Source organism: Providencia sp. PROV129 (assembly GCF_028482245.1).
Taxonomy (GTDB): Bacteria; Pseudomonadota; Gammaproteobacteria; order Enterobacterales; family Enterobacteriaceae; genus Providencia; species Providencia vermicola.
The window spans coordinates 125099-151462 of record NZ_JAMPQD010000022.1; the positions used below are offsets into that span (position 1 = coordinate 125099).

24 protein-coding genes and 2 tRNA genes are annotated in these 26364 nt (G+C 44.5%); 20 read left to right on the forward strand and 6 right to left on the reverse strand.

All coding sequences use genetic code 11. The annotated features are described in order from the left end of the window. Nucleotides 1-150 precede the first annotated feature (150 nt). The 3 genes from rplU (at nucleotide 151) to cgtA (ending at nucleotide 2076) form a co-directional block, all read left to right on the forward strand. Entirely contained in the window at nucleotides 151-459 is a 309-nt protein-coding gene (rplU, locus tag PSF27_RS16580) for a 50S ribosomal protein L21 (RefSeq protein ID WP_004905925.1), read from the forward strand. Between the two features lie 19 nt (nucleotides 460-478). Beyond that, nucleotides 479-736, forward strand: a complete 258-nt coding sequence (rpmA, locus tag PSF27_RS16585; RefSeq protein ID WP_004905922.1) for a 50S ribosomal protein L27 — start codon at nucleotides 479-481, stop codon at nucleotides 734-736. Between the two features lie 164 nt (nucleotides 737-900). Continuing rightward, nucleotides 901-2076 (forward strand): Obg family GTPase CgtA, encoded by a 1176-nt coding sequence (gene cgtA, locus PSF27_RS16590; protein ID WP_206083221.1) that lies wholly within the window; start codon nucleotides 901-903, stop codon nucleotides 2074-2076. Nucleotides 2077-2136: 60 nt separating this feature from the next. Here the strand turns inward: cgtA and dacB are convergent, their stop codons facing one another. After that, on the reverse strand, nucleotides 2137-3585 hold the full coding sequence (dacB, locus tag PSF27_RS16595) for a serine-type D-Ala-D-Ala carboxypeptidase (RefSeq protein WP_206083223.1): 1449 nt from the start codon (nucleotides 3583-3585) through the stop codon (nucleotides 2137-2139). 245 nt (nucleotides 3586-3830) lie between these two features. Here dacB and greA point away from each other — a divergent pair, with 245 nt between their 5' ends. Next, nucleotides 3831-4307, forward strand: a complete 477-nt coding sequence (greA, locus tag PSF27_RS16600; RefSeq protein WP_206083224.1) for a transcription elongation factor GreA — start codon at nucleotides 3831-3833, stop codon at nucleotides 4305-4307. A gap of 118 nt (nucleotides 4308-4425) precedes the next feature. On the opposite strand, the gene yhbY is transcribed toward greA, so the two are convergent. Further along, a complete protein-coding gene (gene yhbY, locus PSF27_RS16605; RefSeq protein WP_047755891.1) occupies nucleotides 4426-4719 on the reverse strand; it encodes a ribosome assembly RNA-binding protein YhbY in 294 nt (97 codons plus the stop codon). Nucleotides 4720-4854: 135 nt separating this feature from the next. Between yhbY and rlmE the strand changes: the two genes are divergently transcribed. The 16 genes from rlmE (at nucleotide 4855) to PSF27_RS16685 (ending at nucleotide 23031) form a co-directional block, all read left to right on the forward strand. Beyond that, nucleotides 4855-5484, forward strand: a complete 630-nt coding sequence (rlmE, locus tag PSF27_RS16610) for a 23S rRNA (uridine(2552)-2'-O)-methyltransferase RlmE (protein WP_004905912.1) — start codon at nucleotides 4855-4857, stop codon at nucleotides 5482-5484. 57 nt (nucleotides 5485-5541) lie between these two features. Beyond that, a complete protein-coding gene (gene ftsH, locus PSF27_RS16615) occupies nucleotides 5542-7527 on the forward strand; it encodes an ATP-dependent zinc metalloprotease FtsH (RefSeq protein ID WP_206083779.1) in 1986 nt (661 codons plus the stop codon). Between the two features lie 66 nt (nucleotides 7528-7593). Continuing rightward, a complete protein-coding gene (gene folP / locus PSF27_RS16620; RefSeq protein WP_272539535.1) occupies nucleotides 7594-8430 on the forward strand; it encodes a dihydropteroate synthase in 837 nt (278 codons plus the stop codon). 4 nt (nucleotides 8431-8434) lie between these two features. Then, entirely contained in the window at nucleotides 8435-9772 is a 1338-nt protein-coding gene (gene glmM / locus PSF27_RS16625; protein ID WP_206083226.1) for a phosphoglucosamine mutase, read from the forward strand. 220 nt (nucleotides 9773-9992) lie between these two features. Beyond that, the gene (gene secG, locus PSF27_RS16630) at nucleotides 9993-10337 is read left to right on the forward strand and encodes a preprotein translocase subunit SecG (protein WP_206083227.1); all 345 of its coding nucleotides are present in this window, start codon (nucleotides 9993-9995) and stop codon (nucleotides 10335-10337) included. Between the two features lie 115 nt (nucleotides 10338-10452). After that, a tRNA-Leu gene (locus PSF27_RS16635) sits at nucleotides 10453-10542 on the forward strand. Nucleotides 10543-10601: 59 nt separating this feature from the next. Next, nucleotides 10602-10678, forward strand: a tRNA-Met gene (locus PSF27_RS16640). 260 nt (nucleotides 10679-10938) lie between these two features. Next, nucleotides 10939-11391 carry a ribosome maturation factor RimP gene (rimP, locus tag PSF27_RS16645; protein ID WP_272681890.1) on the forward strand — a complete coding sequence of 151 codons (453 nt, stop codon included), beginning with the start codon at nucleotides 10939-10941 and terminating at the stop codon, nucleotides 11389-11391. A 23-nt stretch (nucleotides 11392-11414) separates the two neighbouring features. Beyond that, the gene (gene nusA, locus PSF27_RS16650; protein WP_206083229.1) at nucleotides 11415-12923 is read left to right on the forward strand and encodes a transcription termination factor NusA; all 1509 of its coding nucleotides are present in this window, start codon (nucleotides 11415-11417) and stop codon (nucleotides 12921-12923) included. Nucleotides 12924-12946: 23 nt separating this feature from the next. Next, the gene (infB, locus tag PSF27_RS16655; RefSeq protein ID WP_206083231.1) at nucleotides 12947-15685 is read left to right on the forward strand and encodes a translation initiation factor IF-2; all 2739 of its coding nucleotides are present in this window, start codon (nucleotides 12947-12949) and stop codon (nucleotides 15683-15685) included. An 86-nt stretch (nucleotides 15686-15771) separates the two neighbouring features. Next, nucleotides 15772-16182, forward strand: a complete 411-nt coding sequence (gene rbfA, locus PSF27_RS16660; protein ID WP_047755882.1) for a 30S ribosome-binding factor RbfA — start codon at nucleotides 15772-15774, stop codon at nucleotides 16180-16182. Further along, nucleotides 16182-17135 (forward strand): tRNA pseudouridine(55) synthase TruB, encoded by a 954-nt coding sequence (gene truB, locus PSF27_RS16665; protein WP_206083233.1) that lies wholly within the window; start codon nucleotides 16182-16184, stop codon nucleotides 17133-17135. The genes rbfA and truB overlap by 1 nt, the downstream gene beginning before the upstream one ends. A gap of 112 nt (nucleotides 17136-17247) precedes the next feature. Beyond that, on the forward strand, nucleotides 17248-17517 hold the full coding sequence (gene rpsO, locus PSF27_RS16670) for a 30S ribosomal protein S15 (RefSeq protein ID WP_004905890.1): 270 nt from the start codon (nucleotides 17248-17250) through the stop codon (nucleotides 17515-17517). Between the two features lie 275 nt (nucleotides 17518-17792). Next, on the forward strand, nucleotides 17793-19919 hold the full coding sequence (gene pnp, locus PSF27_RS16675) for a polyribonucleotide nucleotidyltransferase (RefSeq protein ID WP_206083235.1): 2127 nt from the start codon (nucleotides 17793-17795) through the stop codon (nucleotides 19917-19919). Between the two features lie 94 nt (nucleotides 19920-20013). Next, complete coding sequence (gene nlpI, locus PSF27_RS16680; RefSeq protein WP_241016799.1) at nucleotides 20014-20931, forward strand: lipoprotein NlpI; 918 nt, start codon at nucleotides 20014-20016, stop codon at nucleotides 20929-20931. 171 nt (nucleotides 20932-21102) lie between these two features. Then, on the forward strand, nucleotides 21103-23031 hold the full coding sequence (locus PSF27_RS16685; protein ID WP_206083237.1) for a DEAD/DEAH family ATP-dependent RNA helicase: 1929 nt from the start codon (nucleotides 21103-21105) through the stop codon (nucleotides 23029-23031). An 81-nt stretch (nucleotides 23032-23112) separates the two neighbouring features. Here the strand turns inward: PSF27_RS16685 and PSF27_RS16690 are convergent, their stop codons facing one another. The 4 genes from PSF27_RS16690 to PSF27_RS16705 form a co-directional block, all read right to left on the reverse strand. Beyond that, a complete protein-coding gene (locus PSF27_RS16690) occupies nucleotides 23113-23457 on the reverse strand; it encodes a type II toxin-antitoxin system RelE/ParE family toxin (protein WP_272681891.1) in 345 nt (114 codons plus the stop codon). A 15-nt stretch (nucleotides 23458-23472) separates the two neighbouring features. Beyond that, the gene (locus tag PSF27_RS16695; RefSeq protein WP_094961647.1) at nucleotides 23473-23742 is read right to left on the reverse strand and encodes a hypothetical protein; all 270 of its coding nucleotides are present in this window, start codon (nucleotides 23740-23742) and stop codon (nucleotides 23473-23475) included. Nucleotides 23743-23895: 153 nt separating this feature from the next. Further along, entirely contained in the window at nucleotides 23896-24612 is a 717-nt protein-coding gene (btsR, locus tag PSF27_RS16700) for a two-component system response regulator BtsR (RefSeq protein WP_206083240.1), read from the reverse strand. An 18-nt stretch (nucleotides 24613-24630) separates the two neighbouring features. Beyond that, nucleotides 24631-26316, reverse strand: a complete 1686-nt coding sequence (locus PSF27_RS16705) for a sensor histidine kinase (RefSeq protein WP_272681893.1) — start codon at nucleotides 26314-26316, stop codon at nucleotides 24631-24633. Nucleotides 26317-26364: the final 48 nt, after the last annotated feature.

The following is a 26364-nucleotide window of genomic DNA, read 5'->3' on the forward strand; positions in this document are numbered from 1 at the left end:
TGAGAAAAAAGTCGTATTTTTTGTCATCTAACCGCATTATTGGCTTGTGTTCTGATGCTTTTTTGCGTAGAATTCGCGCCCTATTGTGAATATTTTATAGCGTGCTCTGGAATTGAAATATTTAGCGAGTACGCGGAAAGCGGAGTTAATATGTACGCGGTTTTCCAAAGTGGTGGTAAACAACACCGAGTTAGCGAAGGTCAAACTGTCCGCCTAGAAAAGCTGGACATCGCAACAGGTGAAACTGTTGAATTTGATCAAGTTTTAATGGTTGCTAATGGCGATGAGATCCAAATCGGCGCTCCTGTCGTTGAAGGCGTTAAAGTGAAAGCGGAAGTGGTTGCACACGGTCGTGGCGAGAAAGTTAAAATCGTCAAATTCCGTCGTCGTAAACATAGCCGTAAACAACAGGGTCATCGTCAGTGGTTCACTGATGTTAAGATCACTGTCATCGCTTAAGATTTAGGAGAGCAGATTAATGGCACACAAAAAGGCTGGTGGTTCGACTCGTAACGGTCGTGACTCAGAAGCAAAACGTTTAGGTGTTAAGCGTTTTGGTGGTGAAGCTGTATTAGCAGGTAGCATCATCGTTCGTCAACGTGGTACTAAGTTCCACGCAGGTAACAACGTAGGTTGTGGCCGTGACCACACTCTGTTCGCATTAGCGGATGGTAAAGTGAAATTTGAAGTTAAAGGTCCTAACAATCGTAAATTTATCAGCATCGAAGCTGAATAAGTTTTCTGATCTTTAATTCAGACTTAAAGCCCTGCAAAACTTTTTGCGGGGCTTTTTATATTCAGATATTTGATCTTTAATGAACTACACACATATTAAAGATACACCATCTCTGAGTAGAACAGCCATCCAGCGTTATGCGGCTCAGAAGCGGAGAGAGAAATATGAAATTTGTAGATGAAGCCAAAATATTGGTCGTGGCAGGAGATGGTGGCAATGGTTGTGTCAGCTTCCGCCGTGAAAAATATATCCCGAAAGGGGGGCCAGACGGTGGTGACGGTGGCGATGGTGGGGATGTTTACTTACAAGCAGACGAAAACCTCAACACGTTAATCGATTACCGTTTTGAAAAATCATTCCGTGCAGAACGTGGTCAAAATGGCCAAAGCCGTGAATGTACAGGTAAACGTGGTCAAGATATCACAGTGAAGGTGCCCGTCGGTACGCGTGTACGCGATCTTGGCACTAATGAAGTACTTTGTGATATGACGCGCCATGAACAGCGCCACATGGTCGCTAAGGGCGGTTTCCATGGCCTTGGGAATACTCGCTTTAAATCATCAGTAAACCGTGCTCCACGCCAACGTACTATGGGTACGAAAGGTGAGACTCGCGAAATACTGTTAGAATTGATGCTGTTAGCAGATGTTGGGATGTTGGGAATGCCTAATGCAGGGAAGTCCACATTCATTCGTTCTGTCTCCGCGGCAAAACCAAAAGTGGCAGATTATCCGTTTACCACATTAGTACCAAGCCTAGGCGTGGTGCGTATGGACAACGAACAAAGCTTCGTTGTGGCGGATATTCCTGGGTTGATCGAAGGCGCTGCGGAAGGTGCAGGGCTTGGGATACAATTCCTAAAACATTTAGAACGTTGCCGCGTCTTGCTGCACCTGATCGATATTTGCCCGATCGATGAGTCAGATCCTGTTGAAAATGCGCAGATCATCATCAGCGAATTAGAAAAATACAGTGAAAAATTGGCAGCGAAACCACGTTGGTTAGTCTTCAATAAGATTGATATCTTAGGCGAAGAAGAATCTGCAATACGTGCAGCCGAAATTGCCAAAGCAATGGGCTGGGAAGATAAATTCTACATGATTTCAGCGGTTAACCATGAAGGTGTGAAAGCACTGTGCTGGGATATCATGGAATTTATGAATACTCAACCTCGTGATATGGCAACGACTGAAGATGTCCAACAGCCAGAGAAAGTCGAGTTTATGTGGGATGATTACCACAAAGAGCAACTTTCAGGTGCTGAAGACGTTGACGATGACTGGGATGATGATTGGGATGAAGATGACGATGAAGGTGTCGAAATCATTTACCAAAAATAATTTATCTTAGAAATACAAAAAGGCGCAAAAGCGCCTTTTTTAATGAATGAAACTTAGCAATTAGTTGTTTTTATACAGGTCTTTATATAACCGGCTCTCGAAACGAACTAATGGTACTCGGCGGCTACGTTGCTGGCTTTGTGGAACTGCATAAGCAGAGATAAACTGCACAAATGCAACGCGTTGCCCGCTCGCGGTGGTAATAAAGCCTGCGAGGTTATACACCCCTTGTAATGCGCCTGTTTTCGCTGAAACTTTTCCATTTACGCCTGCTTCATCGAAGCCTCCACGGTAGCGTAATGTGCCATCATGTCCAGCGAGAGGGAGCATGGAAATGAAATCAAGTTGTTGATCATTTTTGGCTATAAACTGAAGGATCTCCATCATCGTTGCTGGCGTGATCAAGTTATGGCGCGAAAGCCCAGATCCATCCACCATCACTGTATTACCAAGGTCGATCCCTGCCTTTTGTTTTAACACTTGTCTAACAGCATCGGATCCTGATCGCCATGTACCTGGAACGCCATAATATTCGCGACCAATCGTCCGAAAAACCGTATCGGCGATCATATTGTCAGATTTTTTAAGCATCACCTTGAGTAAATCATGAAGAGGCTTAGATTCCGTTTTAACCAACACTTGTGACTGTGTGGTTGGCTGCGTGCGTTTTTTCACATTACCAGTCAGTTCAATACCCGCAGTTTTTAATTCATTTTTAACAATTGCCCCTGAATAGCTAGCCCCATTTTGTACGGCAAAAGCAAGGGGAAGTGGTTCACTACGTTGAGTCAGGCAGCCTGTTAGTGTGTAGCGGTTTAACTCCCCAGGTACGACGTCCAACTCACAGTAGCGCGCCTCAGGTGAGCCTTTAGCGAGCGTTTTGACCTCACTAAACATATTCACAGGGTAAAAATTGGCAGTTTTGATAAACGCCATATCGCCAGCACGCTCAGCAGGGTAAAGGGAAACAGAAAAACAGTTTCGGTCAATAATTGCGGCTGCTGGAGGAGCACTAAAACACTGAGTCATATCATTCCACACCCAGCCAGGTGCTTTATCGTGGCTAGCGAATGCAGAAATATCGACAATTAAGTCCCCGTCAACTTTATGGATCCCAATTTGTTTCAATGCATTCGCCATATTGCGAATTTGTTGGCGGGTCAGTGTTGGGTCGCCACTAAAGCGAATGACTAAATCCCCCGACAATGTATTATTATTCAATTTGGCGCTGGTTTCGAAATTGGTGACAAAACGGTAATCAGGCCCTAATTGCAATAAGGCGGCGAGTGCAGTAACCACTTTTTGTGTACTTGCAGGGAGCGCCATTTGTTGTGCGTTATAATCAATTAATGGGGTGTTACTTCCCACTTTCTGCGCAACCAGAGCGAGGTTAGTGCCGTCTGGCAGGTGTTGCTTGTACTCATCAATGGGGATAGCAAGAACTTGACTACTGGCTAAGGTAATCCCGAAAGTGAGTATCCATTTTCTGGTTAAGTTAAGTAATGACATAGATTTCACGCATTAAAGTGGACATACTGCACATACTAAAGTGTAATGCCTTATAAAGTAAACGATGACCCGTTATTAAGTCTCAGTTAAAATAACGTACATTATGATAAGATAAATGAGTACATGAGTCTGATTGAGTTATTTACTTGGAGCCCCCCTGGTATTCAGAGGTGCTCGGTGTACTGTTGTTACAAAATCAGGAAGATACTTGTTTTTAGATAGGATTGAAACCGAGGTATTTATTAATGAAACAGATCCCGATGACGGTATTTGGTGCGGACAAACTAAGAGAGGAACTTGAGTTCCTGAAATCGGTCCGCCGTCCAGAAATCATTGCGTCAATCGCTGAAGCGCGTGAACATGGTGATTTAAAAGAAAATGCGGAATATCATGCAGCTCGTGAGCAGCAAGGCTTTTGTGAAGGCCGTATTCAAGAAATCGAAGGGAAACTTTCACACGCACAAGTCATTGATGTGACCAAAATGGTCAACAATGGCCGTGTAATTTTCGGTGCAACAGTAACTGTATTGAATGTTGATACTGATGAAGAGCTGACGTATCGTATTGTGGGTGATGACGAAGCGGATATCAAAGTGAATTTAATTTCTGTTAACTCACCAATAGCGCGTGGTTTGGTTGGGAAAGAGGTCGATGACGTGGTCTCAATCAAAACCCCAGGCGGAGACGTTGAGTTCGAAATTCTTAAAGTTGAGTATATCTGATTCCTATTTCCCTGAATTAGCTATATTATTTCCCTGATTTAACGAAAAAGGCCGCAGGCGGCCTTTTTCTTCATATAAAACGTGCTTTCAATGGCATTTTTATATAAATGATGGGTTATTATTTAGGTAAAATGATTTTGCGATCTGCCGACGGGCGATAGATAACAAGAATTTTACCGATAATTTGTACATTTACTGCACCAGTTTCGCGAACAATCGCATCAGCGATCAAATTTTTAGTATCACGATCTTCGCCTGCGATTTTGACTTTGATAAGCTCATGATGTGCTAGTGAGATTTCAATCTCAGCCAAGACACCTTCGGTTAATCCGTTGTTGCCAATCATAACAACAGGGTTTAAGTGGTGAGCGAGACTTTTAAGGTGCTGAATTTGTTTTTTATTAAGATTCATCGATTTTTTGCTTGGTTAGTATTGAAAATGGCTTATTCTACCGCCATCTGATATCTATCACCATCAATTATATCTGTTCGATGGTAAAGAAGCAGCAATATCGTTGTAGATCTTTTAGTATAGTTGGAAAGCACAATGGCCAATAAAAAACGTTCGGCAAGCTCAAGTCGCTGGTTGCAAGAGCATTTTAGTGATAAATATGTTCAGCAAGCACAAAAGAAAGGGTTACGCTCACGTGCATGGTTTAAACTGGAGGAAATCCAGCAAGGTGATAAAATTTTTAAACCAGGTATGACCGTTGTTGATTTAGGTGCCGCCCCAGGGGGTTGGTCACAATACGTTGTTAGTCAAATAGGTCATAATGGTCGAGTGATTGCATGTGACTTATTACCGATGGACCCAATCGTTGGCGTGGATTTCCTTCAAGGGGATTTTCGTGACGAAGCAGTGCTCGCCGCTTTGCTCGAACGAGTTGGCGACAAAAAAGTACAGGTGGTCATGTCTGACATGGCGCCAAATATGAGTGGGACACCGGCTGTTGATATTCCTCGCTCTATGTATCTAGTTGAATTAGCATTGGATATGTGCCGTGCAGTATTGGCACCTGGAGGAAGTTTCATTGTCAAAGTGTTTCAGGGAGAAGGCTTTGATGACTACCTTAGGGATATCCGTTCCCTGTTTACGAAAGTAAAAGTTCGTAAACCTGAATCTTCGCGGGCTCGATCGCGTGAAGTATACATTGTAGCGACAGGACTAAAACTATAGTACCCTGAGCGTTATTTGTTAACACAGTTGTAATATGAGGTTAATCCCTTGAGTGACATGGCGAAAAACCTGATTCTCTGGTTAGTCATCGCAGTTGTTCTGATGTCCTTGTTCCAGAGTTTTGGCCCAAGCGATTCGAATAGTCGCAGAGTTGATTATTCTACGTTTATCAATGAGTTAGCCCAGGATCAGGTACGTGAAGTTCGTATCACAGGTCGTGAATTGAACGTCAGAAAGGCTGATAATAGCCGCTATACAACTTATCTTCCTATGCAGGACGAGAAGCTGTTAGACACCATGCTGAATAAGCATGTGACTGTCGTTGGTGAACCACCAGAAGAACCTAGCTTACTGACATCTATTTTCATTTCCTGGTTCCCAATGCTTCTGTTGATTGGTGTCTGGATTTTCTTTATGCGCCAAATGCAAGGTGGCGGCGGCAAAGGGGCAATGTCATTCGGCAAAAGTAAAGCCCGCATGCTGACAGAAGATCAGATCAAAACAACATTTGCAGACGTTGCTGGGTGTGACGAAGCCAAAGAAGAAGTGGGTGAGATAGTCGAGTTCCTGCGTGAACCCGCTCGCTTCCAAAAACTGGGTGGTAAAATTCCTAAAGGCGTCCTGATGGTAGGCCCTCCAGGTACAGGTAAAACCTTACTTGCGAAAGCTATCGCAGGCGAAGCAAAAGTGCCATTCTTCACTATTTCGGGGTCCGATTTCGTCGAAATGTTCGTGGGTGTGGGTGCTTCTCGTGTTCGTGATATGTTCGAACAAGCGAAAAAAGCAGCGCCTTGTATCATCTTTATTGATGAAATCGATGCCGTGGGTCGTCAACGTGGTGCTGGTTTAGGTGGTGGTCACGATGAGCGTGAACAAACCCTGAACCAGATGCTGGTTGAGATGGACGGCTTCGAAGGCAACGAAGGGATTATTGTTATCGCGGCAACTAACCGTGCAGACGTTCTTGACCCAGCGTTATTACGTCCAGGTCGTTTTGACCGTCAAGTTGTGGTTGGTTTACCAGACGTACGTGGCCGTGAACAAATTCTGAAAGTGCATATGCGTCGTGTGCCTATCGACCCAAGCGTAGACACATTCATTCTTGCGCGTGCAACACCAGGTTTCTCTGGTGCTGAATTAGCAAACTTGGTTAACGAAGCAGCTCTGTTTGCGGCTCGTGCAAATATGCGTGTCGTTTCCATGGTTGAATTTGAAAAAGCGCGTGACAAAATTTGGATGGGTGCAGAGCGTCGTTCTCTGATGATGACCGAAGAGCAAAAAGAATCAACGGCTTACCACGAAGGTGGCCATATGATTATCGGTCATTTGATGCCAGAACATGACCCTGTTCATAAAGTAACTATCGTTCCTCGTGGTCAAGCGTTAGGTGTGGCATTCTTCTTACCAGAAGGTGATGAAGTGAGCCGTAGCCGCTTGAAACTCGAAGGTATGATTGCAACAGCTTATGCAGGTCGTATTGCTGAAGAACTGATTTACGGTCGTGAAAAAGTCACCACAGGTGCTTCTTCCGATATTCAGTTTGCCACCAATACAGCACGTAACATGGTCACGCAGTGGGGCTTCTCAGACCGTTTAGGCCCAATGCAATACTCGAAAGAAGAAGGTCCTGCATTCTTAGGTCGTTCTTCTGGTAATGGTTCAGGAATTTCTGATGAAACAGCGCGTATTGTCGATGAAGAAATCAAGAAAATCTTAGATCACTGTTACCAATTGGCATACAAAACATTGGAAGACAATATTGATATTCTGCATGCAACGAAAGATGCATTACTGAAATATGAAACTATCGATATGCCAATGATTGATGATTTAATGAATCGTCGTCCAGTACGTGAACCTGCGGGTTGGGATGAGGACAAAAAAGTCAGCAATGTGACGGGAACATTTGGTAAAGGTCCATCAAATGTTGAGAAAACAGCTGAAAAACCTCAATCTGAAGAACCACAGAACAGTGCTGAAGAGCCAAGTAATAATTCTGGTGAATCAAACCCATCAGATAATAACGATAACAAGCCACAATAAGCTGTCGTTAAAATAAATCATAAAGCCCCAGTTCGCTGGGGTTTTTTTCGTTAAGGAAAAATAAATATGCATATCAAAGCCAGAGGCCGCCTCCTTGACTTATCTACTGTGCAAGTGATGGGGATTTTGAATGTTACTCCTGATTCATTTTCAGATGGTGGCACCCATAATCTTTATCATGATGCGCTAGATCATGTTGCTAAAATGGTACAAGAAGGTGCAACGATTATCGATATCGGTGGCGAATCAACACGCCCTGGTGCCGCTGAGGTATCAGTGAATGAAGAATTAGACCGTGTTGTTCCTGTTGTGGAAGCCATTGCTAAGCAGTTTGATGTATGGATTTCTGTTGATACTTCGAAAGCGCAAGTCATGGCTGAAGCAGCAAAAGCAGGTATGCATATCATTAATGATATTCGTTCACTTCATGAACCAGACGCATTACGCGTGGCGGCGCAAACGGGGTTGCCCGTGTGTATTATGCATATGCAAGGTCAGCCAAGAACGATGCAAGAAGCACCTAATTATGAAAATGTGGTACACGAAGTACAAACCTATCTTGAAGGCGAAATTGCCCGCTGTATGGCCGCGGGAATTGAGCGGCAGCAAATAATCCTTGATCCAGGCTTTGGATTTGGGAAGAACTTGTCGCATAATTACCAATTATTGGCAAACTTAGAACAATTTCATAATTTCGGACTACCGCTATTGGCAGGGATGTCACGTAAATCTATGATTGGACAATTATTGAATGTTCCACCGCAAGAACGCCTCGCGGGCAGCCTCTCTTGTGCAGTGATTGCAGCAATGCAAGGGGCACATATCATTCGTGTCCATGATGTGAAAGAAACCGTACAAGCGATGCAAGTGGTACAGATGACTCTGTCAGAAAAGGAAAAATAAGCGTATGAGCTCTCGTAAATATTTTGGTACTGATGGTATTCGTGGCAAAGTGGGTGACAGCCCAATTACCCCTGATTTTGTTTTAAAATTAGGTTGGGCTGCAGGAAAAGTGCTAGCTCGTCACGGTTCACGTAAGATTATCATCGGTAAAGATACGCGTATCTCTGGCTATATGTTGGAGTCTTCCTTAGAAGCAGGTTTAGCTGCCGCGGGTTTATCGGCCTCTTTTACGGGTCCAATGCCAACCCCTGCTGTTGCTTATTTGACTCGTACTTTCCGCGCTGAAGCGGGGATTGTTATTTCGGCTTCTCATAATCCTTATTATGATAATGGCATTAAATTTTTCTCTATTGATGGGACAAAACTTCCTGATGAAGTAGAGGAAGCTATTGAAGCCGAAATGGAAAAACCGATTACTTGTGTTGAATCTGCCGAATTAGGCCGTGCAAACCGTATCGTGGATGCGGCGGGGCGTTACATCGAATTCTGTAAAGGGACGTTCCCGAACGAACAAAGTCTCTCTAGCTTAAAAATTGTCATCGACTGCGCAAATGGGGCGACTTACCATATTGCACCAAACGTATTTCGCGAATTAGGTGCTGAAGTTATCACGATTGGTTGCGATCCAAACGGTATCAATATCAACGAAGAATGTGGTGCAACAGATGTTCGCCAGTTGCAACAAAAAGTGTTAGAAGAAAAAGCCCATGTTGGCTTAGCGTTTGATGGTGATGGTGACCGTATTATTATGGTTGACCACCTCGGCGAAAAAGTTGATGGCGACCAGATCCTCTTTATTGTTGCTCGTGAAGCACTACGCCAAGGTCAATTAAAAGGCGGTGTTGTTGGTACATTGATGAGTAATATGGGGTTAGAAATCGCCCTGAAACAGCTTGGCATTCCATTTGAACGTGCAAAAGTGGGTGACCGCTATGTACTCGAAAAACTACAGGAAAAAGGCTGGCGCATGGGGGCTGAAAACTCAGGCCACGTGATTTTGCTGGATAAAACGACTACAGGTGACGGGATCGTTGCGGGTTTACAGGTGCTGAGCGCCATGGTTCGCAATCATATGAGCCTTCACGACTTGTGCAGTGGTATGAAATTATTGCCACAGGTGTTAGTCAACGTACGCTTTAAAGGTAAGCACGATCCTTTACAAAGTGATGCCGTGGTTGCTGCTAATGAAGAAGTTGAAAAACAATTGGCAGGCAAAGGCCGTGTATTGCTGAGAAAATCAGGAACTGAACCGTTAATTCGCGTCATGGTTGAAGGCGAAAATGAAGCTGATGTCACTGCGATGGCAAATCGTATTGCTGATGCGGTAAAAGCGGCAGGTTAATTGCGGTTAAGTTAGGTTGAGCAATATTTCACTGATTTGTTGTTTTTTTCTGCAAATAAGCAAATGAGCTCAAAATAGACTTGCTTGTCGGCTCAGCTTTGGTTAGTATTCGCACCTGCTCAATCCTGTAAGGGCTTTCCTTTATCGCAGTGAATGAGTAGGTGTGCAGTAATAGAGGTCATAGCAAAGGCTATGCACCGCAACTGAATAGGTAACTCAAATGTACGTAGCTCTTTTAATTATCCTCTTGATAGCAGCTATCAGCCTAATTAGTCTGATTATGTTACAGCAAGGTAAAGGTGCTGACATGGGTGCATCATTCGGTGCGGGCGCTTCTGCAACACTGTTTGGTTCATCGGGTTCAGGTAACTTCATGACCCGTATGACTGGAATCTTGGCTGCTGTGTTTTTCATCGTCAGTTTAATACTTGGCAACATGACTGCGAATAAGTATGGAACTGGTAGTGGTAGTAAGTGGGAAAACATTAGTGAACCTACAAAAGTCGAGCAACCAACAGACGTTCCGGCAGCACCAGCTACACCAACGAGCGACATTCCTCGTTAAGTGTTAAAGATTCCGAATGAAGGCAATTATGCCATCATTAAGCAGTAAACTCAGAAATGAGTAAGAAGTTAAAAATTTGAGGTTATTGATGTCCCATTGGTAACCTCGCCTCAGTGCCGAGGTGGTGAAATTGGTATACACGCTACCTTGAGGTGGTAGTGCCTACAAAACGGGCGTACGGGTTCAAGTCCCGTCCTCGGCACCATTATTTTAGATAGCTTGTGATTTACAGGTTATCTGTGTAGAATATGTCACGTTTTCGAACGCGGGATGGAGCAGCTTGGTAGCTCGTCGGGCTCATAACCCGAAGGTCGTTGGTTCAAATCCAGCTCCCGCAACCATTTCTTATTTAACATACCTTGTTAGTATCATAGTCAATAACAGTTATCCGATGTAGTCATCATGCAGTAATAAGGTTTATTATCAAACCTAGCGCTCAAATTTCTCATCGATTTCTCTAGACTTTAAAGGTATAATAAGAACATGGTGAACCCGTGCACTACAGGGTCCAGTTACAAAAGCCCCGAATTTCGGGGTTTTTTGTTATTTGACAATCGAATTAACTGGGCTATATGCCCTTTTTTTATGTCTGGGGGTGGGCTTGTCCACATTAGAACAGAAATTAACAGAGATGATTTCAGCACCGGTGGAGGCACTAGGCTTTGAATTTGTTGGCTTAGAGTTTGTCCGTGGTCGCACATCGACACTGCGTGTCTTCATCGATAGTGAAGAAGGCATCACTGTTGATGATTGTGCTGATGTCAGCCATCAGGTGAGTGCGGTATTGGACGTCGAAGACCCAATTTCCGTGATTTATAACCTGGAAATATCGTCACCAGGGCTTGAACGCCCATTATTCACCGTTGCTCACTATGAGCGTTTTATCGGTGAAGAGGTTGCTCTGGTTTTACGTATAGCGATGCAGAACCGCCGTAGATGGCAAGGTATTATCAAATCCGTAGACGGTGAAATGATTACGGTTACTGTAGATGGTAAGGATGAGGTGTTCGCCCTCGGCAACATCCAGAAAGCTAACTTGGTACCCCACTTTTAATAAAGTTCAATGAGGCAACTAGGATGAATAAAGAAATTCTGGCTGTTGTAGAAGCGGTTTCTAACGAAAAATCCCTCCCTCGTGAAAAAATCTTCGAGGCTCTGGAAACTGCATTAGCGACGGCGACCAAAAAGAAATACGAGCAAGAAATCGATGTCCGTGTTGAAATTGACCGTAAATCAGGTGATTTCGACACTTTCCGTCGTTGGTTAATTGTTGATGAAGTGACAATGCCAACGCGTGAAATCACGTTAGAGGCAGCACAATTTGAAGATCCAGAACTGCAATTAGGCGGTTATGTTGAAGATCAAATTGAATCTGTTGTGTTCGACCGTATTACGACGCAAACAGCAAAACAAGTTATCGTACAGAAAGTACGTGAAGCAGAACGTGCGATGGTTGTTGACCAGTTCCGTGAGCATCAAGGTGAAATCATCACCGCTCAAGTGAAGAAAGTTAACCGTGAAAACATCACATTAGACTTAGGTAACAATGCTGAAGCGGTTATTTTGCGTGAAGATATGTTGCCACGTGAAAACTTCCGTCCAGGTGACCGCATCCGCGGAGTCCTGTATGATGTACGTCCTGAAGCTCGTGGCGCACAACTTTTCGTTACGCGTTCTCGCCCTGAAATGCTGGTTGAATTATTCCGTATTGAAGTGCCAGAAATTGGCGAAGAAATTATTGAAATTAAAGCTGCCGCGCGTGATCCAGGTTCTCGTGCCAAAATCGCAGTAAAAACCAACGATAAGCGTATTGACCCAGTGGGTGCTTGTGTTGGTATGCGTGGTGCGCGAGTTCAAGCCGTTTCAAGTGAATTAGGCGGCGAGAGAATTGATATTGTGTTATGGGACGATAACCCAGCTCAATTCGTTATTAATGCAATGGCTCCGGCTGATGTTGCATCTATCGTAGTCGATGAAGACAAATGTACGATGGATGTTGCCGTAGAAAGCAGCAACTTAGCCCAAGCAATTGGACGTAACGGACAAAACGTGCGTTTAGCGGCTCAGTTACTGAAGAAACACCGTGGTGATGACAAATGGGAACTCAACGTCATGACCGCAGAAGAGCTGCAAGCAAAACATCAGGCAGAAGCACACGCTTCTATTGACACATTCACCAAGCATCTTGATATTGATGAAGAGTTCGCCACTGCACTTGTTGAAGAAGGCTTCTCGACGTTAGAAGAACTGGCTTACGTGCCTATTAATGAACTTCTGGAAATTGACGGTCTTGATGAAGATACCGTTGAAGTTCTACGTGAAAGAGCGAAAGCGGCCCTCACCACCATTGAATTGGCTCAAAAAGAGAGTCTTGGTGATAATCAGCCAGCAGAAGAATTGTTGAATCTTGAAGGTATGGATCGTACTCTGGCCTATAATTTGGCAACTCGTGGTATCTGTACACTGGAAGATCTTGCTGAGCAGGGCATCGACGACCTGATTGATATTGAAGGTCTGGATAATGAGAAAGCAGGTACGCTCATTATGGCCGCACGTAATATTTGCTGGTTCGGTAACGATGCGTAAACACTGTAGCAGGAAGGAACGGCATGACAGAAACTGTAAAATCATTGGCAACGGAAATTCAAACTACTGCTGATCGCCTGGTACAGCAATTTGCTGAAGCAGGGATCACAAAAAGTGAGAATGACTCTGTTAGTCAGTCTGAAAAAGAAGCTTTACTGAACCACTTAAACCGTGAACAAGGCGGAGCAGCGGGTCAGCCAAGCAAATTGACACTACAGCGTAAAACTCGTAGTACGCTGAGCGTCCCCGTCACCGGTGGCAAAAGCAAATCGGTAAATGTTGAAGTCCGCAAAAAACGCACTTATGTGAACCGTGATGCTGAAGAAGCTAAAGCGGAAGAACAGGCGCAGCGTGAAGCGGAAGAGCAGGCACAGCGCGAAGCTGAAGAACTGGCACAACGTGAAGCACAAGCTAAACGTTTAGCAGAAGAGACTGCAAAACGCGAAGCGGATGAATTGGCAAAACGTGACGCCCAAGAGAAAGCAAAACGTGAAGCAGCAGATAAAGCGACGCGCGAAGTAGCGGAAAGAGAAAAAGTGAAACCAAGCGAAAATCAACAAAAAGCAGGCAAAGCGCCAGAAAGCAATGCCGACAAACAACGCCGTGAAGCCGAAGCTGCGGAATTAAAACGCAAAGCGGAAGAAGAAACTCAGCGTAAAGTTGAAGCAGAAGCGCGCCGCGTTGCTGAAGAAGCTCGTAAAATGGCTGAAGAAAACGGCGAAAAATGGACGGCTGAAACGAAAACTGAAGAAGACAGTGATTATCACACAACCACCTCTACGCACGCTCGTGCCGCAGAAGATGAAAGTGATGAGAAAGAAGAAGGCCGTCGTTCACGTAACCGTACAGCGAAAGCACCTCGTCAGAAAAAAGGTAACAAACTTTCTGAGAAAGCTGATCGCGAAGAAGAGCGTGCAGCAGGTCGTTCTGGTCGTACGAAAGGTAAACAGCGTAAAGGGAGTTCTTTACAGCAAAGCTTTACTAAACCAGCCGCTGCCGTAAACCGCGATGTCATTATCGGTGAAACCATTACTGTTGGCGAATTGGCTAACAAAATGGCGGTTAAAGGTTCTCAAGTCATCAAAACGATGATGAAGATGGGCGCAATGGCAACCATCAACCAAGTTATTGACCAAGAAACTGCACAATTAGTGGCAGAAGAAATGGGTCATAAAGTTATTCTGCGTCGTGAGAACGAGTTAGAAGAATCGGTAATGAATGACCGTGACACTGGCTCTGCGGCACAAGAACCACGTGCACCCGTTGTGACCATCATGGGTCACGTTGACCACGGTAAAACCTCTTTACTTGACTACATTCGTTCAACGAAAGTGGCATCAGGTGAAGCGGGTGGTATTACTCAGCACATTGGTGCTTACCACGTTCAAACTGACAAAGGTATGATTACCTTCCTAGACACCCCAGGTCACGCCGCGTTTACATCTATGCGTGCTCGTGGTGCTCAGGCAACAGATATCGTTGTTCTGGTTGTTGCAGCGGACGATGGCGTAATGCCACAAACTATCGAAGCTATCCAACACGCGAAAGCAGCGGGTGTGCCGATCGTTGTTGCTGTGAACAAAATTGATAAGCCAGAAGCTGATATTGACCGCGTAAGAAATGAACTGTCTCAGTACGGTGTTATTTCTGAAGAGTGGGGCGGCGACACTCAATTTATCGGTGTCTCTGCGAAAGTGGGTACTGGTATTGACGATTTACTTGATGCGCTGTTACTGCAAGCAGAAGTTTTAGAGCTGAAAGCGGTTTATACAGGCATGGCAAGCGGTGTGGTTGTTGAGTCATACTTAGACAAAGGTCGTGGCCCAGTGGCAACAATCCTTGTTCAAGAAGGGACTCTGAATAAAGGTGACATCGTACTTTGTGGATTTGAATATGGCCGTATTCGTGCAATGCGCAACGAACTCGGTAAAGATGTTCAATCTGCAGGTCCATCAATGCCTGTTGAGATTTTAGGTCTGTCTAGCGTTCCTTCTGCTGGTGACGAAGCGACTGTTGTTCGTGACGAGAAAAAAGCGCGTGAAGTTGCTCTGTATCGTCAAGGTAAATTCCGTGATGTTAAATTAGCACGTCAGCAGAAATCTAAACTGGAAAACATGTTTGCTAACATGGAAGATGGTAAAGTTTCTGAACTGAACATCGTACTGAAAACGGATGTTCAAGGTACGTGTGAAGCGATCACTGACTCTCTGATGAAACTGTCAACAGATGAAGTTAAAGTGAAAATCATCGGTTCTGGCGTTGGTGGTATCACCGAAACAGATGCAACACTGGCTGCGGCATCTAATGCAATTATCCTTGGCTTTAACGTTCGTGCAGATGCATCGGCTCGTCGCGTCATCGAAAGTGAAAGCGTTGATTTACGTTACTACTCCGTCATCTATAGTCTGATTGATGAAATCAAACAAGCGATGAGCGGTATGCTGGCGCCTGAATACAAACAGCAAATCATTGGACTTGCAGAAGTTCGTGATGTGTTTAAATCACCGAAGTTTGGTGCAGTTGCTGGTTGTATGGTTACAGAAGGTACCATTAAACGTAACAACCCAATCCGTGTCCTGCGTGATAACGTGGTTATCTACGAAGGTGAGTTAGAATCTCTGCGTCGCTTTAAAGATGATGTCAGTGAGGTTCGTAACGGTATGGAATGTGGTATCGGCGTTAAGAACTACAACGACGTCCGCGTCGGCGATATGATCGAAGTCTTCGAAGTCATTGAAGTTAAACGTTCTATCGACGGTTAATTTTGTGAGAGCCCACGAAGTATCGTGACTACAAAATAGTGTTAATAAGGGGGCGATTGCCCCCTTTATTGTCAGGAGACATAACGATGGCAAAAGAATTCAGTCGTTCTCAGCGCGTTGCGCAAGAGATGCAAAAAGAAATTGCGATCATTTTACAACGTGAGATTAAAGACCCACGTATTGGCATGGCGACCGTTTCAGGTGTCGAATTATCTCGCGACCTTGCATACGGTAAAGTCTTTGTCACTTTCTTCAATATCGCTAATGATAAAAGCGAAGAGGAAATGGTGGCAGATGGCATTAAAGCATTAAATGAAGCCGCTGGTTTTATTCGTTCGTTAATTGGGAAAGCAATGCGCTTACGTATTATTCCTGAATTAACGTTTGAATATGACAACTCCCTTGTTGATGGCATGCGGATGTCTAATTTAGTGTCAAACGTGATCCGTGATGATGAAAAACGTCGTGCGGATGTTAGTGATAAAGAGGAAAAATAATGGGGCGTCGTCGTAGCGGCCGTAATATTGACGGCGTAGTGCTGCTGGATAAACCCACGGATATTTCTTCAAATGATGCGCTGCAAAAAGTGCGGCGCTTTTTTAATGCTAACAAGGCTGGACACACGGGGGCACTAGACCCACTTGCGACAGGTATGCTGCCTGTTTGCCTTGGTGAAGCGACGAAATTTTCCCAATTTTTACTCGATTCAGATAAGCGTTATCGCGTGATTGCTCGTCTTGGGCAACGTACTGACACGTCGGATTCACACGGCGAAATTATCAGTGAGCGTAACGTAGAGTTTACACAGCAGCAACTGGATGATGCCTTAGAATTTTTCCGTGGTGATACATTGCAAGTTCCTTCAATGTATTCGGCGTTGAAACACCAAGGTCGTCCATTATATGAATATGCACGTAAAGGCATTACTGTCGAACGTGAAGCGCGTCCAATTACCGTCTATGAATTACTGTTTATTCGTTTAGAAAATAATGAGTTAGAACTTGAAGTTCATTGTTCGAAAGGCACGTATATTCGCACTATCATTGATGATTTAGGTGAGATGTTAGGTTGTGGTGCGCATGTCACTTATTTGCGTCGATTACAAGTGGCGAACTACCCTTACGAACGCATGGTAACATTAGAACAATTGGCGGCATTGAGAGCGAAAGTGGATGCAGAAGAAGGGTCATTTGAATCCTTGCTGGATGCCTTATTGCTACCGATGGATACCGCAGTTGTTCATTTTCCCGCGGTGAATATTACAGAGGAAACAGCGGCTTATTTCAAGCAGGGGCAACCTGTGCGAGCTGCAGTTCAAGGCCTTGAAGCTGGTTGCATGATTCGTGTCACCTGTGGTGAAGAGCAACGGTTTATTGGTATTGCGCTTATCAGCGAAGATGGCCGCCTTGCACCGAAGCGTTTGGTCGTGGAAAATGAACAATCCGCATAGTGGCTCTTATTGCTTTGCGGCGTTAAGCAGCGTAGAATAGCGGCGCTTAATCTTGAGATGCTAAATTAGAGATTGGCTCTCATCACTTACATTAATCATTTTGGAGTTTATTATGTCTCTAAGTAATGAAGCGAAAGCTAAAATCGTTGCTGAGTTCGGCCGCGGTGAAAATGACACTGGTTCAAGCGAAGTTCAAATCGCTCTGCTGACTGCACAAATCAACCACCTGCAAAGCCACTTTGCAGAGCACAAAAAAGATCACCACAGCCGTCGTGGTCTGCTGCGTATGGTTGCTCAGCGTCGTCGCTTACAAGCTTACTTGAAAGGTAAAGATATCGCACGCTACACAGCTCTGATCGAGCGTCTGGGTCTGCGTCGTTAATCTTGTCAGTTTCAGAGGAAAGGGGCCAAATGGCCCCTTTTCTTCTAAAAGTTATTTTGAAAGTTGAAGTAATACTCGAATTGTACTTAACTTAAATGTTAAGCTATAAGTCGTAATTAACTGTTTTAGTATGCCTCTTCGCTACATCCGATTCGCGCGGCTAATGAGAACGTTGATGACTGGAATATCAATCTTCTCATTAGTCGCGAGGCTGTAGGAAGAATAAGCCAATGCTACCCGAGATGCTCAGGTAGCCTTACAAAAAGGGTATTATTGTGTTAAATCCTATTGTTCGTAAATTCCAGTACGGTCAACATACCGTCTCGATTGAAACAGGCATGATTGCTCGTCAAGCATCAGCCGCAGTTATGGTTAACATGGATGACACCGCAGTATTTGTGACTGCCGTGGCACAGAAAAAAGTTAAAGAAGGCCAAGATTTCTTCCCTTTAACGGTTAACTATCAAGAGCGTACTTACGCTGCCGGCCGTATCCCAGGGAGTTTCTTCCGCCGTGAAGGTCGTCCTGGTGAAGGTGAAACGTTAATCGCTCGTTTGATTGACCGTCCACTGCGTCCTCTGTTTCCAGAAGGTTTCTTGAACGAAATCCAAATTATTGCAACCGTTGTGTCTGTTAATCCACAAGTTAACCCAGATATCGTTGCGATGATCGGTGCATCTGCAGTATTAGCACTGTCAGGTGTTCCATTCAATGGCCCAATCGGTGCTGCGCGTGTTGGTTTTATCGATGACCAATATGTTCTGAACCCAACGGCTGATGAACTGAAAAAAAGCCGCTTAGATTTAGTCGTTGCAGGTACTGACAACGCAGTATTGATGGTTGAATCTGAAGCTGAGCTGTTAAGTGAAGAGCAAATGTTAGGTGCAGTGGTATTTGGCCATGACCAACAGCAAGTTGTTATTCAGAACATCAATGAATTAGTTAAAGAAGCGGGCAAAGAGAAATGGGATTGGCAGCCAGAGCCAGTTAACCAAGCCCTGCATGATCGCGTGGCTGCATTAGCAGAAAGCCGCATGGGTGATGCTTATCGTATCACTGAGAAACAAGAACGTTACGCACAAGTTGATTTAATCAAAGAAGAAGTCACTGCAGTATTAGTTGCGGAAGACGAAAACGTTGATGTATCTGAAGTGTCAGATATTTTAGCTAACTTAGAAAAGCAAGTTGTTCGTACTCGTGTTATCCGTGGTGAGCCGCGTATCGATGGTCGCGAGAAAGACATGGTTCGTGCACTGGACGTTCGTACGGGTGTTTTACCACGTACTCACGGTTCCGCACTGTTTACGCGTGGTGAAACTCAGGCGCTGGTAACGGCAACTCTGGGTACTGAACGTGATGCGCAAGTTATCGACCAATTAATGGGCGAATACACTGATCGCTTCTTGTTCCACTACAACTTCCCTCCATACTCTGTTGGTGAAACAGGCATGGTAGGTTCACCTAAACGTCGTGAAATCGGTCATGGTCGTTTAGCGAAGCGTGGTGTGTTAGCGGTGATGCCAGATCACGCTGATTTCCCATACACAGTCCGTGTTGTTTCTGAAATTACTGAATCTAATGGTTCATCATCAATGGCGTCTGTTTGTGGTGCATCATTAGCACTGATGGATGCAGGTGTACCAATCAAAGCCGCTGTTGCTGGTATTGCAATGGGCCTGGTGAAAGAAGGTGACGATTTCGTTGTTCTGTCTGACATCTTAGGTGACGAAGACCACCTAGGTGATATGGACTTTAAAGTTGCAGGTAGCCGTGAAGGTATCAGTGCACTGCAAATGGATATCAAAATCGAAGGTATCACACGTGAAATCATGCAAGTTGCTCTGAACCAAGCAAAAGGTGCGCGTCTGCACATTCTTGGTACAATGGAACAAGCGATTAATGGTCCACGTGAAGAAATCTCTGAATTTGCACCACGCATTTATACAATCAAAATTAATGCAGACAAAATCAAAGATGTCATCGGTAAAGGTGGTTCAGTGATCCGTGCATTAACGGAAGAAACTGGCACAACGATTGAAATCGAAGATGATGGTACTGTGAAGATTGCAGCAACTGATGGCCTGAAAGCGAAAGAAGCAATTCGTCGTATTGAAGACATCACCGCTGAAGTTGAAGTTGGTCGCATTTACCCAGGTAAAGTGACGCGTATCGTTGATTTCGGTGCATTTGTTGCAATCGGTGGCGGTAAAGAAGGTTTGGTACATATTTCTCAAATCGCGGATAAACGCGTAGAGAAAGTGACTGATTACCTGCAAATGGGTCAAGAAGTTCCTGTTAAGGTATTAGAAATCGACCGTCAAGGCCGTATTCGCCTGAGCATGAAAGAAGCCGTTGCACCAACTGAAGAGTCAGGTGCACAGCCACAGGACTCAGCAGAGTAAGCTGACCTAAAAAACAGCACCCTACATTGTAGGGTGCTATCGGCCAATTGGCTGAAACCATAATTTGTAAAGCGTGGTAATGTAAGGACGGAGTATGCTGAACAGTATCTGTCTTCGGGTGAGAGATTATCGCACGCTCCCGCGTGTGCTCTTGGCGCTTATCTTTTTTGTTATTATTGGATGTAGTAGCAAAGATTGGCGAAAGAACGAGGTATTTGCCGTTCCTCTTCAACCTTCATTACAGCAAGAAGTGATATTGGCTCGTATGGAACAAATCCTTGCGAGCCGATCTTTAACCGATGATGAGTACGCACAGCTTTTATATGAGCGCGGTGTGTTGTATGATAGTCTCGGTTTAAGGGCGCTGGCACGTAACGATTTTTCGACTGCGTTAGCCATACGTCCTGATATTCCTGAAGTTTTTAATTTTTTAGGGATATATTTTACGCAGGCAGGCAATTATGATGCTGCCTATGAAGCGTTTGATTCTGTTTTAGAGCTTGATCCAACTTACAATTTCGCGCGGATGAATCGTGGCATCGCATTATATTACGGTGAACGGTACAAACTAGCGCAGGATGATCTGCTGGCGTATTATCAGATAGATCCAAATGATCCTTTTCGTACTCTGTGGCTTTATCTCGTCGAGAAAGACATAGACCCGCGTATGGCGCAAGATAATCTTGCTGCCCGCTACAACCAAGCGGAGAAAGGGCAATGGGGCTGGAATATCGTAGAATTCTATCTTGGCAATATCAATGAAAATACATTGATGGCGCGTTTGAAAGAAACATCTACGGATAACACTTCGCTCGCTGAGCATCTCAGTGAAACTAACTTCTATTTAGGTAAACATTACCTAAGTCTGGGGGATAAGGATAGCGCACTTGCGTTATTCAAACTGACGGTAGCTAACAACGCTCACAGCTTTGTTGAACACCGCTATGCATTGTTGGAATTGGCGCTGTTAGGCCAAGAACAAGACGACCTTTTAGAATCGGGCCAGCAATAGCTGACGAACATTTCATTGAAAAATTTTTAAGTCATCATCCCTCGGGGTGAAGGCCTATTTGTTCGTTTAATAAACACAATTTGAGCCAGTTCACATTTTAAATGAAAATGACCGAAATGATTTTCCGATGGTTATGTAAACTGGCTGCCACTATGTATGAGGCACCTTTACATGACTACTGAGACCGATATTTCTTTTGCTGAGTTAGGTTTATCAGCATCTATTTTGACAGCACTGAACGACCTGGGATACGAAAAACCCTCTCCAATCCAGCAACAATGTATTCCATTGTTAATGGATGGCAACGATGTATTAGGTATGGCACAAACAGGTAGTGGTAAAACCGCTGCATTTAGCTTGCCATTACTGCAAAACATTGACCCAGACTTGAAAGCTCCGCAAATTTTAGTGCTTGCACCAACTCGTGAGTTGGCTGTACAAGTTGCTGAAGCAATGAGCGATTTCTCTAAACATATGAACCGCGTGAACGTTGTTGCCCTGTATGGTGGTCAACGTTATGACGTGCAATTACGTGCATTGCGCCAAGGGCCACAAATTGTTGTGGGTACACCAGGTCGTCTGCTTGATCACCTGAAACGTGGCACGTTAGATTTATCTAAATTAAAAGGCTTAGTCTTAGACGAAGCTGATGAAATGCTGCGTATGGGCTTCATTGAAGATGTTGAAAACATCATGAGCCAAATTCCAGCAGAACACCAAACTGCGCTGTTCTCTGCAACAATGCCTGAGCCAATTCGTCGTATTACACGTCGTTTTATGAAAGACCCGAAAGAAATTCGTATTCAGGCTAGCATTACAACTCGTCCAGATATTGCTCAAAGCTATTGGACTGTGTACGGCATGCGTAAAAATGAAGCGTTAGTACGTTTCTTAGAAGCAGAAGACTTTGACGCAGCGATTATTTTCGTGCGTACCAAAAATGCAACATTAGAAGTCGCTGAAGCGTTAGAACGCAATGGCTACAACAGTGCGGCACTAAACGGTGACATGAACCAAGCACTGCGTGAACAAACTTTAGAACGCTTAAAAGATGGCCGTTTGGATATCTTGATCGCGACTGACGTTGCAGCGCGTGGTCTGGACGTTGAGCGTATTAGCTTAGTGGTTAACTACGACATCCCAATGGATGCAGAGTCTTACGTTCACCGCATCGGTCGTACTGGCCGTGCAGGTCGTGCAGGTCGTGCATTACTGTTCGTTGAGAACCGTGAGCGCCGTCTGCTGCGTAACGTTGAACGTACCATGAAGCTGACTATTCCTGAGGTTGAGCTGCCAGATGCTGATCTGCTGAGCCAACGTCGTCAGGCGAAATTCGCTGAGAAAATTCAACAGCAATTAGAAAGCAGTGATTTAGACCAATACCGTTCACTGTTAGCGAAAATGTCTCCATCAGAAGATGTGGATATGGAAACGTTAGCTGCGGCGTTATTGAAGATGGCTCAAGGTGAACGTGCTCTGATCCTGCCACCAGATGCACCGCGTCGTCCACGTCGTGAATTCAATGACCGTGATGACCGCCGTGGTGGTGACCGTCGTGACCGTAATAGCAATGGCAATGGTTTTGACCGTGCAGAGCGTGGCGAACGTGGTGGCCGTCGTGAGCGTCGTGATGTTGGTGACATGGAAATGTACCGTATCGAAGTGGGTCGTGATGATGGTGTGGAAGTTCGTCACATTGTTGGTGCGATTGCTAACGAAGCGGATATCAGCAGCCGTTATATCGGTAATATCAAATTGTACGGAACTCACTCGACAATTGAATTACCAAAAGGTATGCCAACAGATGTGCTAACTCACTTAAGCCGTGCGCGTATTTTGAATAAACCAACGCAAATGCAACTGATCGGTGATGCACAGCCATTCGAACGCCGCGGTGGCGGTGAGCGTCGTGGTGGCCCACGCCGTGAAGGTGGTAGCGAAGGTGGTTTCGGTGCAGGTCGTCGTAATGACCGTGGCGGTGAGCGCCGTGGTGGTGGTGAACGTCGTGGTGGTGGTAACCGTGACCGTGGTAATTCTGCGCCACGCCAAGATGGCCCGAATGCGGCACCTCGTCGTCGTAGTAGCAGTCATAACGCGTAATTGCTAGGTTTTAGGGGAGTTATTCCCTAATAAAATGAAAACCCGCACTTCTTGGAAATGCGGGTTTTTTGTTAGCCATTTTTACCTAAGTATGTAGTAGCGATAAAGCGTTTTTTCTAAATCTTGTGCTGTGCTGATAAAAAGTAGGATAACAACGTGATTTGTTTGCATATCAAATTCATATAAACAACGATACTGGCTAGTTATATCGATTCGCTCCCGAATTAGTAGACCATTATCGGCTAACATTTGATTTGGGCGATAACGCTTAGGATCTTCTGATATTGCTCTAACGGATGATAAAAGTAGCTCATCAACAAACGCGGCTGCTTGAACACTGCTCATAAAATTGATTTTAAACGATTCTACATCCTGTAGTGACCATAATGCAGTTTCTGCGAGGGTGACCGTATAGGGTTGTTCCATCACAATTTCCTTTCATTATTTTCTTGCTGCACGTAATTTTTCTAGCGCTTCTTCTGGTGATAAGGTTCTTTTATTTTTAACATCATCTTTTGCTGCCATCACCAATTTTAGCAGCGCATTTGCTTGGCGCTCTCTTTCCCTTTCTTTTAGCTCTATTTCACGTTCTTCACTTGTTTGGATAAACAGCTCAGATTGCCCATTTTTTGTTACAAAAACGCCGCCCTTAAAGAGCTCAGGGTTACCAAGGCCTTCACGTGCTGCTTTTTGCGACATTGTATTAGACATATTTTGTTCCTATAAATAGTGAACACACAACCCAGAATAACGTATTGTGTATTTTTTGAACTTATATTTCTGATTATAGAAAAAATCAGTTAGATGTACAAATTTATTATTAATTTATACACCAAGTTTGTGCGTAGGAAGTTGAAGCGTCACTCAAACTAACCCCAGCGCCTCTTTTAGCGGCTTTAGGTAGCGGCGGCTGACAGGAATATGTTCACCAGAGCTGAGCACCAACTCGGCTTGCCCGCTATCACCAAACAAAATTTCATTCAGTTGGGTCATATTCACCAAATATTGTCGGTGGCAGCGCACCAGCGGGGTACGCATCTCTAATGTGCGTAGTGTCAGCTCAGTAAAACCTTCTTGTCCTTGTGTGCTCATCACATAAACACCGCTCATACGCGATGTGACATACAAAACTTCATCAAGCTTCATTAAGTAAATACGACTATGGCCTGTACACGGGATAAATTTCAGCGGTTCATTGTTGCCCAGAAGTTCAAGGTTCTGCTTTTGCTTACCTTGGCGTAAGCGATTTAAGGTTTTTTCGAGTCGTTCAGGTTCAAGGGGTTTTAACAGGTAATCAAACGCATGTTCTTCGAATGCTTGGATGGCAAATTCATTGAAGGCGGTCAGAAATACAATATAAGGGCGGTCTTCGGGATCCAACATGCGCACCATTTCTAAGCCTGTTAGTCGCGGCATTTGGATATCAAGAAAGACCACATCAGGCTTTTTTTTATGAATGATGCCTATTGCCTCGATGGCGTTCGCGCATTCACCAATAATGTCAATATCATCGTGTTCTTCGAGTAAGCAACGGACGTTTTCCCGCGCAAGGGGTTCATCATCAACAATTAATACATTCATAGGGTTACATTATCATTATTAGGGTGCCGCCAAGTACGGCAGACGGATTTTCATTCGGGTAAATTTTTCTGGTTCATGTTCTACGTTAATGCCATATTGTTCGCCATATTTTAAGCGCAGGCGTCTATCGACCAAGCCCATCCCAAGGCCATCACTTTGTTTTGCTGGTTTATATAACCCCGCATTGTCCTCTATTTCGATATATACATGTTCACTGCCGATATAGCTGCGTATTGTAATATATCCTGTCTCTAATAACTGTGAGGTGCCGTGTTTAATTGCATTCTCAACAAGGGGTTGCAAGGTAAATGCGGGCAGTTCGACGTGTTTAGCTTCTTCTGGAATTTCAATATGGATTTGCAAGCTATCTTGAAAACGCGCTTTTTCTATCTGCAAATAGGCATTGATATGTTCGATTTCCTCACCCAAGGTAGCGCTTTGTTCTGGACGTTTGAGGTTATTACGGAAAAAGGTCGAAATATATTGAACCAACTGCCCCGCTTGTTGGCTGTCTTTGCGGATCACGGCCTGCAACGTATTGAGTACATTAAACAAAAAGTGAGGATTCACTTGGGCATGGAGTAGTTTCACTTCCGATTGCAGTAGTGACTGTTTATTGCGTTCGTATTGACCCGCTAAGATTTGTGCAGAAAACAAGCTGGCAATACCTTCGCCTAATGTACGGTTAATTGAGCTAAATAAGCTATTTTTGGCCTCATAAAGCTTTATGGTGCCAATGACTCGGTCATTTTCACCCCGTAAGGGGATGACGAGAGCAGAGCCGAGTTTACACGTTGGGCACAGAGAACACTTATAGGGTGTTTCATTGCCATCAGCATAAACAACTTCGTTATTATCAATGGCTTGTCTGGATTGATTGGATGAGATTGGTGTGCCAGGTCGGTGATGGTCTGCACCGATACCAATAAAGGCGAGTATTTTTTCTCGATCCGTAATTGCAACCGCGCCAATTTCGAGTTCTTGATAAATAATTTTGGCGACCTTCATACTGTTATCTGCATTGAAGCCTTTGCGTAAAATACCCTCAGTGGTTAAGGCGATTTTAAGGGCTTGTGCAGAAAAGGCAGTGGTGTATTTTTCCACAATCGCACGTCTGTCGAGCAGAATACGAATAAACATGGCAGCGCCAATGGTATTCGCGACCAGCATTGGTGCGACAATACTTCTCACCAGTTCAACCGCTTCATCGAAGGGGCGAGCCAATAACAGGATAATGAGCATCTGAAGGACTTCAGCAACAAACGTGGCACAACTGGCGGTAACAGGGTTAAAAATTTTATTAATTTCACCGCGTTTCATATAGTAACGATGCACCAACCCACCAATTAGCCCTTCCACAATCGTCGAAACCATACAGGCAAATGCACTCATTCCCCCTAATGAATAGCGGTGGATCCCACCTGTAAAACCGACAGCAAATCCAACAGCAGGGCCACCAAGTAAGCCGCCTAATACCGCACCAATAGCACGAGTGTTAGCGATGGAGTCATTGATATGCAGGCCGAAATACGTCCCAATAATACAAAACACAGAGAAAATCAGGTAACACATCACCTTATGAGGTAAGCGGATAGTGACCTTTAATAATGGAATGACGAGCGGAGTGCGGCTAAGGGCCCAAGCAATAACCAGATAGACGCACATTTGTTGGAGTAATAGTAAAATTAAATCAAATTCGTACATGCTTGTCATATGCTCGTCATATTTCACATTGTGGGGTTGTTGACTGCG

Excerpts from the sequence above, each read along its gene's own strand:
- rplU (WP_004905925.1), top strand. The coding sequence starts at position 151 with ATGTACGCGGTTTTCCAAAGTGGTGGTAAACAACACCGAGTTAGCGAA.
- rpmA (WP_004905922.1), top strand. The coding sequence starts at position 479 with ATGGCACACAAAAAGGCTGGTGGTTCGACTCGTAACGGTCGTGACTCA.
- cgtA (WP_206083221.1), top strand. The coding sequence starts at position 901 with ATGAAATTTGTAGATGAAGCCAAAATATTGGTCGTGGCAGGAGATGGT.
- dacB (WP_206083223.1), bottom strand. The coding sequence starts at position 3,585 with ATGTCATTACTTAACTTAACCAGAAAATGGATACTCACTTTCGGGATT.
- greA (WP_206083224.1), top strand. The coding sequence starts at position 3,831 with ATGAAACAGATCCCGATGACGGTATTTGGTGCGGACAAACTAAGAGAG.
- yhbY (WP_047755891.1), bottom strand. The coding sequence starts at position 4,719 with ATGAATCTTAATAAAAAACAAATTCAGCACCTTAAAAGTCTCGCTCAC.
- rlmE (WP_004905912.1), top strand. The coding sequence starts at position 4,855 with ATGGCCAATAAAAAACGTTCGGCAAGCTCAAGTCGCTGGTTGCAAGAG.
- ftsH (WP_206083779.1), top strand. The coding sequence starts at position 5,542 with ATGGCGAAAAACCTGATTCTCTGGTTAGTCATCGCAGTTGTTCTGATG.
- folP (WP_272539535.1), top strand. The coding sequence starts at position 7,594 with ATGCATATCAAAGCCAGAGGCCGCCTCCTTGACTTATCTACTGTGCAA.
- glmM (WP_206083226.1), top strand. The coding sequence starts at position 8,435 with ATGAGCTCTCGTAAATATTTTGGTACTGATGGTATTCGTGGCAAAGTG.
- secG (WP_206083227.1), top strand. The coding sequence starts at position 9,993 with ATGTACGTAGCTCTTTTAATTATCCTCTTGATAGCAGCTATCAGCCTA.
- nusA (WP_206083229.1), top strand. The coding sequence starts at position 11,415 with ATGAATAAAGAAATTCTGGCTGTTGTAGAAGCGGTTTCTAACGAAAAA.
- infB (WP_206083231.1), top strand. The coding sequence starts at position 12,947 with ATGACAGAAACTGTAAAATCATTGGCAACGGAAATTCAAACTACTGCT.
- rbfA (WP_047755882.1), top strand. The coding sequence starts at position 15,772 with ATGGCAAAAGAATTCAGTCGTTCTCAGCGCGTTGCGCAAGAGATGCAA.
- truB (WP_206083233.1), top strand. The coding sequence starts at position 16,182 with ATGGGGCGTCGTCGTAGCGGCCGTAATATTGACGGCGTAGTGCTGCTG.
- rpsO (WP_004905890.1), top strand. The coding sequence starts at position 17,248 with ATGTCTCTAAGTAATGAAGCGAAAGCTAAAATCGTTGCTGAGTTCGGC.
- nlpI (WP_241016799.1), top strand. The coding sequence starts at position 20,014 with ATGCTGAACAGTATCTGTCTTCGGGTGAGAGATTATCGCACGCTCCCG.
- PSF27_RS16685 (WP_206083237.1), top strand. The coding sequence starts at position 21,103 with ATGACTACTGAGACCGATATTTCTTTTGCTGAGTTAGGTTTATCAGCA.
- PSF27_RS16690 (WP_272681891.1), bottom strand. The coding sequence starts at position 23,457 with ATGGAACAACCCTATACGGTCACCCTCGCAGAAACTGCATTATGGTCA.
- PSF27_RS16695 (WP_094961647.1), bottom strand. The coding sequence starts at position 23,742 with ATGTCTAATACAATGTCGCAAAAAGCAGCACGTGAAGGCCTTGGTAAC.
- btsR (WP_206083240.1), bottom strand. The coding sequence starts at position 24,612 with ATGAATGTATTAATTGTTGATGATGAACCCCTTGCGCGGGAAAACGTC.
- PSF27_RS16705 (WP_272681893.1), bottom strand. The coding sequence starts at position 26,316 with ATGTACGAATTTGATTTAATTTTACTATTACTCCAACAAATGTGCGTC.